Source organism: Sulfurimonas sp. RIFOXYD2_FULL_34_21, from assembly GCF_001830805.1.
GTDB lineage: Bacteria > Campylobacterota > Campylobacteria > Campylobacterales > Sulfurimonadaceae > Sulfurimonas.
Map to the genome: position 1 here is coordinate 1 of NZ_MICH01000003.1, position 7785 is coordinate 7785.

Below are 7785 nucleotides of genomic sequence, written 5' to 3' on the forward strand. Positions count from 1 at the left end.
GAAGTGTAAAAAAAGGTCCATTTGTTGATGATCATTTAATGAAAAAAGTAGTTGCAGCCAAAGCTGAAGGTAATAAAAAACCTATCAAAACTTGGTCTCGCAGAAGTATGGTTCTGCCTGATATGGTTGGATTAACTATGAATGTTCATAATGGACGTCAATTTGTTCCGGTATATGTAACAGAGAACCATATTGGTTATAAATTAGGTGAATTTGCACCGACTCGTACATTCAAGGGCCATAAGGGCTCTGTACAGAAGAAAGGTTAATCATGGCTAGAGCATTATTGAAATTTATCCGTGTTTCACCAATTAAATCTCGTCTTATTGCAAGAGAGATTCAAGGAATGAATGCTGAACTTGCATTAGCATCTTTAGAGTTCACGCCAAATAAAGCGGCAAAAATTATTGCTAAAGTGGTTGCATCAGCAGTTGCTAACAGCGGTAACGAAGCGGCTGATTGTGTTGTTACATCATGTCGTGTTGACAATGGTCCAGTACTTAAGAGATTTCGTCCGAGAGCTCGTGGTATGGCATCAGGAATCAGAAAACCGACAGCGCATATATTAGTAGAAGTAGAGGGTAAATAATATGGGTCAAAAAGTTAATCCTATTGGTTTACGTCTTGGTATCAACCGTAATTGGGAGAGCCGTTGGTTCCCTAATTTTAAGACTGCAGCAGCATCTTTGGGTGAAGATCACAAGATTCGTACATATTTGAAAAAAGAACTTTACTATGCAGGTGTTTCTAACATTATCATAGAAAGAACAGTTAAAAGACTTCGCGTAACTATCGTTGCTGCTCGTCCTGGTATTATAATCGGTAAAAAAGGTTCAGACATCGAGAAGCTTAAAGATACTCTTCAAGCACTTGTTGGAAAACAAATATCTGTTAATATCAAAGAAGAGAAAAAAGCTCAGATTTCTGCTCAATTAGTTGCAGAAAACGTAGCTACTCAACTTGAACGCCGTGTTGCGTTTAGACGTGCTATGAAAAAAGTTATGCAAAATGCACAAAGAGGCGGAGCTAAAGGTATTAAGGTGTCTGTAAGCGGTCGTCTTGGCGGAGCTGAAATGGCTCGTACTGAGTGGTATTTAGAGGGACGTGTTCCACTTCATACACTTCGTGCAAAAATTGATTACGGTTTTGCTGAAGCTCACACTACATACGGTTGTATCGGTGTAAAAGTTTGGATATTCAAAGGTGAGGTTCTTACTAAAGGTATTCCGGCTGAAGCAAAAGAAGAGAAACAAGAGAAACAAGAGCGTCGTCCAAAACGTGCTCCGAGAAAGGCTGATTAATTATGTTAATGCCAAAAAGAACAAAATATCGTAAGGTAATGAAAGGTCGTAACCGTGGTTACGCTCGTTCAGGTTATACATTAGCATTTGGTGATATTGCGGTTAAAGCAGTTGAAGCAGGTCGTATTAACTCTCGTCAGATTGAGTCGGCTCGTATTTCAGCTACTCGTCATATTAAAAGAAACGGTAAGATTTGGATTAGAGTATTCCCAGCTAAACCATTAACTGCAAAACCTTTAGAGACTCGTATGGGTAAAGGTAAGGGTTCAGTTGATCAATGGGTTATGAATATTAAACCGGGTCGTATCCTTTTTGAAATGGCCGGTGTTCCGGAAGAGCTTGCTCGTGAAGCATTGACTCTAGCTATGCATAAATTGCCTTTCAAAACAAAAATTATTACTGCGGAGATGAGCAATGAAATATTCTGATTTAGCAGATAAAAGTAAAGCAGAACTTCAGGCAATGCTTAAAGAGAGAAAGACTGAACTTTTTACTTTAAAAATTAAAAAACAGATGATGCAACTACAAAATACTAGCGAACTTCGTATTGCTAAAAAAGATGTTGCTAGAATCAACACTGCACTTAGTGCAGCGAAATAGGGGCTGGCAATGACACATAAACGTGAAATTCAAGGTAATGTAGTTAAAATTGCAGGCGATAAAACAGCAAGTATTGTTGTTGAGCGTCGTGTAATGCACCCTCGTTACCACAAAGTTGTAAAACGTTTCAAAAAGTACTTAGTACATGATGAACGTAATGAGTTAAAAGTTGGTGATGAGATTGTTGCAATCGAGTGTCGCCCACTTTCTAAGACTAAATCTTTTAGACTTAAAACAGTAGTATCAGGAGCTGAGTAATGATTCAAGGTTTTACTCGTCTAAATGTAGCTGACAATACAGGTGCAAAAGAGATTATGTGTATTAAGGTACTTGGTGGTTCAAAGCGTCGTTATGCAAGAGTCGGTGATGTTATCATCGCTTCTGTAAAAAAAGCGACGCCAACTGCTAAAGTTAAAAAAGGTAAAGTTGTAAAAGCTGTTGTTGTTAGAACTGCTAAAGAGATTCACCGTGAAAATGGTTCTCTTATCCGTTTTGATGACAATGCAGCTGTAATACTTGATGACAAGAGAGAGCCAATCGGTACTCGTATTTTCGGACCAATTGCTCGTGAAGTACGTTATTCTGGTTTTATGAAAATAGTATCTCTTGCGCCGGAGGTTGTTTAATGGCAAAGTTTAAATTCAAAAAAGGCGATACTGTAGAGATTATCGCCGGTGATGATCGTGGAACAAAAGCTACAGTTCTCGCTGTATTACCTAAGAAAAACAAGGTAATAGTAGAGGGTTGTAAAATAGCAAAAAAAGCTATCAAGCCAACAGAAGATAACACTAAAGGCGGACATGCTAATAAAGAGATGCCTATAGATGTTTCAAATGTTCGTAAAGTGGAGGCATAAGTAGATGGCTCGTTTAAAAGAAAAATATTTAGGTTTAAAATCTGAATTACAAGCAGAATTAGGAATTAAAAATCCTATGCAAACTCCTGCATTGGATAAAATTGTTATCTCTGTAGGTGCCGGTTTTGCAATGAAAGATAATAAACTTATCCAAAACATTGAAAATACTATTACTACAATTGCGGGTCAAAAAGCAAGTACTGTAATAGCTAAGAAATCTGTTGCAGGTTTTAAAGTTCGTGAAGGTATGCCTGTCGGTATTCGTGTTACACTTCGCGGTGAAAAAATGTATAACTTTTTTGACCGTTTAGTTTCTATTGCCCTTCCACGTGTTAAAGATTTCCGTGGTGTTCCTAGAAACGGTTTTGATGGTCGTGGTAACTACAACTTTGGATTGCAAGAACAACTAATTTTCCCGGAAATTAGTTATGATTCAATTATGCAAATTCATGGTATGAATATCACTGTTGTAACAACAGCTGAGTCTGACAAGGCAGGATTTGCTCTCTTAGAGAAAATGGGTATGCCTTTTACTAAAGGGAGTAACTAATGGCTAAAAAGTCTATGATAAACAAAGCGAATAAAACTCCAAAGTTTAAAGTTCGCGGTTATACAAGATGTCAGATTTGTGGTCGTCCACACTCTGTTCTTCGTGACTTCGGAATATGTCGTGTATGTTTTAGAAAAATGGCAAATGAGGGATTAATCCCAGGTGTTAGAAAGTCTTCTTGGTAATTCAAGAGGAAACTTCTAACTACAAGCAAGGAAAAAATAAATGATTAATGATTTAGTATCGGATGCGTTGACTCGTATTCGTAATGCTGGTATGAGAAGATTAGATGTTACTACTCTTGTTCACTCTAAGAGTGTAGAAGCAATAGCAAATATTTTAGTTGAAAAAGGTTATATTGAGAGTTGTAACGTTGTTGAAGACGGCGTTAAAAAAACTATTAATGTTGTATTGAAATACAATGATAACGGAAGAACTGTTATTAATGAAATGAAAAGAGTATCTAAACCTGGAAGACGTGTTTATAAAGGTAAAGATGAGATTAAGCGTTTCAAAAACGGTTACGGAACTATTATTGTTAGTACATCACACGGCGTTTTACCAAATGACAAAGCTTATGCGCTTGGTGTCGGTGGTGAAGTAATGTGTACGATTTGGTAGGGAGATAACATGTCAAGAATTGGTAAATTACCCGTACAATTTGCATCTGATATAAATGTTAGTGCAAATGGAAATGTTATAACTTTTGCTAAAGGCAAAAATAGTGTTGATTTAGATACAAAAGGCAATGTTGCATTTAATGTAGATGGCGATGTATTAACATTTTCAACTTTGTCAGATTCTCGTGAACATAGAGCTTTCTGGGGAACGTATCGTGCATTAGCAGCAAATATCGTAACTGGTTTAACAACTGGATATACAAGAGCTTTAGAGATAAATGGTGTTGGTTACCGTGCTTCTGTAAACGGCAGTGTATTGAATTTACAGCTTGGATTTTCACACGATATTAACTATCAACTACCGGCAGGTATTGAGGCGACTGTGGAAAAAAATGTTATAACTCTTAAAAGTCATGACAAACAATCACTTGGTCAAGTTGCTGCAGAAGTTAGAGGATTCCGTCCGCCAGAGCCTTACAAAGGTAAAGGTGTTAAATATGCTGAAGAGACTATCGTGCGTAAAGCCGGTAAAACTTCTAAAAAATAGGAAAGGAGTATAGATGAATGCAAAAGTATTAAAAAGCAAAGTAGCTAATCGTTTAAAACGTAAGCGTCGTATTCGTGCAAAAATAGCTGGTTGTGCTTCACTTCCTCGTGTTTCTGTATTTCGTTCAAATCGCTATTTGAGTGTTCAAGCAATTGACGATGTAAGTGCAACAACATTAGCTGCACTTAACTCAAAAGTAACAGGTCATAAAGCAAATAAAGAGGGTGCAGCTGCACTTGGTGAGGCATTCGCTGCCGTACTAAAAAAAGCTAACATCTCTGCTATTGTTTTTGATCGTAACGGTTACCAATACCACGGTGTTATAGCTGCATTTGGTGACGCACTTCGTGCAAACGAAATTAAGTTCTAGGGGTTAAGATGGAAATCAATAGAGAAGATTTTGAAGAATCAATTGTAAATATAGGTCGTGTTACAAAAGTTGTAAAAGGTGGACGTCGTTTCCGTTTTACGGCACTTGTAGTAGTTGGTGATAAAAAAGGTACTATCGGTTTTGGTGCAGGAAAAGCAAAAGAAGTTCCTGATGCTATTAAAAAAGCTGTAGATAATGCATTTAAAAACCTAAGCAAAGTTAGTATCAAAGGTACTACAATTGCACATGATGTTGAACATAAGTACAATGCAAGTCGTGTTCTTTTAAAACCGGCATCTGAGGGTACAGGGGTAATCGCCGGCGGCGCTACTCGTCATGTTCTTGAGCTTGCAGGTATTAAAGACATACTTACAAAAAGTATCGGTTCAAACAATCCAGGTACACTAGTGCGCGCTACGGTTGAAGCACTAGGTCGCTTAAAAGGATAGATATGAGTATTGAAAATTTAACTCCTGCTGATGGATCAACTAAAAATCGTAAGAGAGTGGGTCGTGGCTGTGGAAGTGGAATGGGTAAAACTTCTACTCGTGGCGGAAAAGGGCAAACTGCTCGTTCAGGTAGCTCAAGAAAAAGAAACTTTGAAGGTGGACAAACTCCGCTTGCAAGAAGACTTCCAAAAATTGGATTTACATCACGTGTTGTAAAACCATATGTAATCAATGTAGAAAAAATAAAAGCAGTTGCAGAGCTTTCTGAAATAACTATGGATAGTATCCGTGGTGTTCATAAAATAGCAGCTAGTATTACAAAAGTTAAGTTAGTTGGTGCAAATGCAAAAGATTTAGCATCAAAAATTAAAGACGACAACGTTACTACTACAGGTAAATAGTCGTGAATAAAAATCTAGTAAATAAGATACTTATTACTATCGGGTTTTTATTTATTTATCGCCTACTGGCATACGTGCCGGTTCCAGGCGTAGATGCTGCCGTTATCGCTTCATTCTTCGATTCACATCAATCAGATGCATTAGGTTTATTTAATATGTTTAGCGGCAATGCTGTTGAGAGAATGTCAATCATTGCTCTTGGAATAATGCCTTATATTACTGCTTCTATTATAATGGAACTTTTAGCTGCAACATTTGCTCCTCTAGGTCAGATGAAAAAAGAGCGCGACGGTATGGTTAAGTATATGCAAATTATTCGTTATGCAACAATTGTTATTACAATAATTCAAGCAATAGGCATTAGTGTTGGGCTACAAAGTTTAACAGGACCTAACGGCAACAGCGCGATATTAGCTGATCATAATACATTTATAATGCTTTCTGCTATCTCAATGTTAGCTGGTACAATGTTATTAATGTGGATTGGTGAGCAGATTACTCAAAGCGGTATCGGTAACGGTATTTCTTTGATTATTTTTGCAGGAATTGTTTCTGCAATTCCTAGTGCAATCGGTCAAACGGTTACTATGGTAAACACTGGAGCAATGAGCTTTTTAACTGTGCTTGCGATTCTTATACTTATTTTAGGAACAGTAGGAGTTATTATTTATGTTGAGCTTGGTGAACGTCGTGTACCTGTAACTTATGCTAAAAAAGTAATAATGCAAAATCAAAACAAAAGAGTTATGAACTATATTCCTATTAAAGTTAATTTAGCAGGTGTAATTCCGGTTATTTTTGCAAGTGCAATACTTATGTTTCCTATGACTGTTTTATCAAGCAGTACGAATCCTACAGTTATTGCAATAGCAGATTATCTAAACCCGAATAGTTACTTTTTTAACTTTTTGACATTCATTTTTGTAATATTCTTTGCATTCTTTTATGCATCGATAACCTTTAACTCAAAAGATATCTCTGAAAATTTAAAAAAACAAGGTGGTTTTATTCCAGGTATTCGTACGGGAAATGCTACAAGTGAATTTTTAAATGCAACAGCGAGCAACTTGACTTTTACTGGTGCGCTCTATTTAGGTTTAGTTGCAACTCTTCCTTTTATGATTATAAAAGGGATGGGTGTCCCATTCTTTTTCGGCGGCACCGCAGTACTAATTGTAGTTCAAGTTGCACTAGATACAATGAGAAAAATAGAGGCTCAGATTTACATGAGTAAATATGAGACATTAAGTGCAGTTGGTTTGTAAATAATGGCCATAGCGCTTAGACAACCTGCCGAGATTGAAAAACTTCGCATTGCTAACAAAATTGTTGGCGGTGCACTAGAATTGTTAAAACAAAATACTAAAGTAGGGATTTCCTTAAAAGAACTTGACGCAATGGCCGAGGAGTATATTCTCTCTCACGGCGCAAAGCCATCTTTTAAAGGTCTCTACGGCTTTCCAAATACGGTTTGTACCTCATTAAATCAAGTAATTATCCACGGCATACCAACAGATTATAGATTGCAAGAAGGCGATATCATAGGTTATGATATCGGTACTGAGGCAGATGGATGGTTTGGAGATGCAGCAATAACCGTGCCTGTAGGTAAAGTTACTGCTAAAGACGAAGAACTTATAGCATGTGCAAGAGAGTCTCTTTATGAGGCGATTGAGTCTATAAAAGTAGGTATGAGATTTAAAGAACTTTCAGAAGTTTTAGAAAAATCTATCCGTAAAAAAGGTTTTGTGCCGCTTCACAGCTTCTGCGGTCACGGTATTGGAAAGAAGCCTCATGAAGAGCCTGAAATTCCAAACTATCTTGATGGCAAAAGTTCAAAAGCCGGTCCAAAAATAAAAAACGGAATGGTTTTTTGTATTGAACCGATGATTTGTCAAAAAGATTCAAAGCCGCTTATTTTAGAGAATAAGTGGGATGTTGTCAGTGCCGATGGTTTACGCGGTTCACACTACGAGCATACTGTTGCAATTGTCAATGGTAAAGCTGAAATTTTATCTCTGGCTTGAGAAAAAAAGGATTAAAATGGCTAAATCAGATGTTATCGAAGTTGATGGCAAGATTATAGAGGCT

The 7785-nt window shown here is 37.1% G+C and carries 17 protein-coding genes; all 17 read left to right on the forward strand.

The features are described from left to right. Positions 1 to 269 (forward strand): 30S ribosomal protein S19 (gene rpsS / locus A2530_RS02860; RefSeq protein ID WP_294891419.1); only part of this gene is annotated, 269 nt, incomplete at its 5' end. Between the two features lie 2 nt (positions 270 to 271). Then, complete coding sequence (gene rplV, locus A2530_RS02865) at positions 272 to 589, forward strand: 50S ribosomal protein L22 (protein ID WP_294883717.1); 318 nt, start codon at positions 272 to 274, stop codon at positions 587 to 589. A gap of 1 nt (position 590) precedes the next feature. Next, entirely contained in the window at positions 591 to 1301 is a 711-nt protein-coding gene (rpsC, locus tag A2530_RS02870) for a 30S ribosomal protein S3 (protein ID WP_294883718.1), read from the forward strand. 2 nt (positions 1302 to 1303) lie between these two features. Next, positions 1304 to 1729, forward strand: coding sequence for a 50S ribosomal protein L16 (gene rplP / locus A2530_RS02875; protein ID WP_294883719.1), 426 nt, complete (start codon positions 1304 to 1306; stop codon positions 1727 to 1729). Then, the gene (gene rpmC, locus A2530_RS02880) at positions 1716 to 1901 is read left to right on the forward strand and encodes a 50S ribosomal protein L29 (protein ID WP_294883721.1); all 186 of its coding nucleotides are present in this window, start codon (positions 1716 to 1718) and stop codon (positions 1899 to 1901) included. The genes rplP and rpmC overlap by 14 nt, the downstream gene beginning before the upstream one ends. 9 nt (positions 1902 to 1910) lie before the next feature. Continuing rightward, on the forward strand, positions 1911 to 2159 hold the full coding sequence (rpsQ, locus tag A2530_RS02885; RefSeq protein WP_294883722.1) for a 30S ribosomal protein S17: 249 nt from the start codon (positions 1911 to 1913) through the stop codon (positions 2157 to 2159). Beyond that, positions 2159 to 2527 (forward strand): 50S ribosomal protein L14, encoded by a 369-nt coding sequence (gene rplN, locus A2530_RS02890; RefSeq protein ID WP_294883724.1) that lies wholly within the window; start codon positions 2159 to 2161, stop codon positions 2525 to 2527. Before rpsQ ends, rplN begins: the two co-directional genes overlap by 1 nt. After that, positions 2527 to 2757, forward strand: a complete 231-nt coding sequence (rplX, locus tag A2530_RS02895) for a 50S ribosomal protein L24 (RefSeq protein ID WP_294883726.1) — start codon at positions 2527 to 2529, stop codon at positions 2755 to 2757. Before rplN ends, rplX begins: the two co-directional genes overlap by 1 nt. 4 nt (positions 2758 to 2761) lie before the next feature. Next, complete coding sequence (rplE, locus tag A2530_RS02900) at positions 2762 to 3307, forward strand: 50S ribosomal protein L5 (protein ID WP_294883728.1); 546 nt, start codon at positions 2762 to 2764, stop codon at positions 3305 to 3307. Beyond that, on the forward strand, positions 3307 to 3492 hold the full coding sequence (locus A2530_RS02905) for a type Z 30S ribosomal protein S14 (RefSeq protein ID WP_294883730.1): 186 nt from the start codon (positions 3307 to 3309) through the stop codon (positions 3490 to 3492). Before rplE ends, A2530_RS02905 begins: the two co-directional genes overlap by 1 nt. A 40-nt stretch (positions 3493 to 3532) precedes the next feature. Next, positions 3533 to 3928, forward strand: coding sequence for a 30S ribosomal protein S8 (gene rpsH / locus A2530_RS02910; protein ID WP_294883731.1), 396 nt, complete (start codon positions 3533 to 3535; stop codon positions 3926 to 3928). Positions 3929 to 3937: 9 nt separating this feature from the next. After that, positions 3938 to 4474, forward strand: a complete 537-nt coding sequence (rplF, locus tag A2530_RS02915) for a 50S ribosomal protein L6 (RefSeq protein WP_294883733.1) — start codon at positions 3938 to 3940, stop codon at positions 4472 to 4474. Positions 4475 to 4487: 13 nt separating this feature from the next. Then, positions 4488 to 4844 (forward strand): 50S ribosomal protein L18, encoded by a 357-nt coding sequence (rplR, locus tag A2530_RS02920; protein ID WP_294883735.1) that lies wholly within the window; start codon positions 4488 to 4490, stop codon positions 4842 to 4844. An 8-nt stretch (positions 4845 to 4852) separates the two neighbouring features. Continuing rightward, entirely contained in the window at positions 4853 to 5293 is a 441-nt protein-coding gene (gene rpsE / locus A2530_RS02925; RefSeq protein WP_294883736.1) for a 30S ribosomal protein S5, read from the forward strand. Positions 5294 to 5295: 2 nt separating this feature from the next. Then, positions 5296 to 5694: a 50S ribosomal protein L15 gene (gene rplO, locus A2530_RS02930; protein WP_294883738.1), complete on the forward strand. Its 399-nt coding sequence runs from the start codon at positions 5296 to 5298 to the stop codon at positions 5692 to 5694. Between the two features lie 2 nt (positions 5695 to 5696). After that, the gene (gene secY, locus A2530_RS02935; protein ID WP_294883740.1) at positions 5697 to 6959 is read left to right on the forward strand and encodes a preprotein translocase subunit SecY; all 1263 of its coding nucleotides are present in this window, start codon (positions 5697 to 5699) and stop codon (positions 6957 to 6959) included. A gap of 3 nt (positions 6960 to 6962) precedes the next feature. Further along, positions 6963 to 7721, forward strand: coding sequence for a type I methionyl aminopeptidase (gene map, locus A2530_RS02940; protein WP_294883742.1), 759 nt, complete (start codon positions 6963 to 6965; stop codon positions 7719 to 7721). The last annotated feature ends 64 nt before the right edge of the window (positions 7722 to 7785 follow it).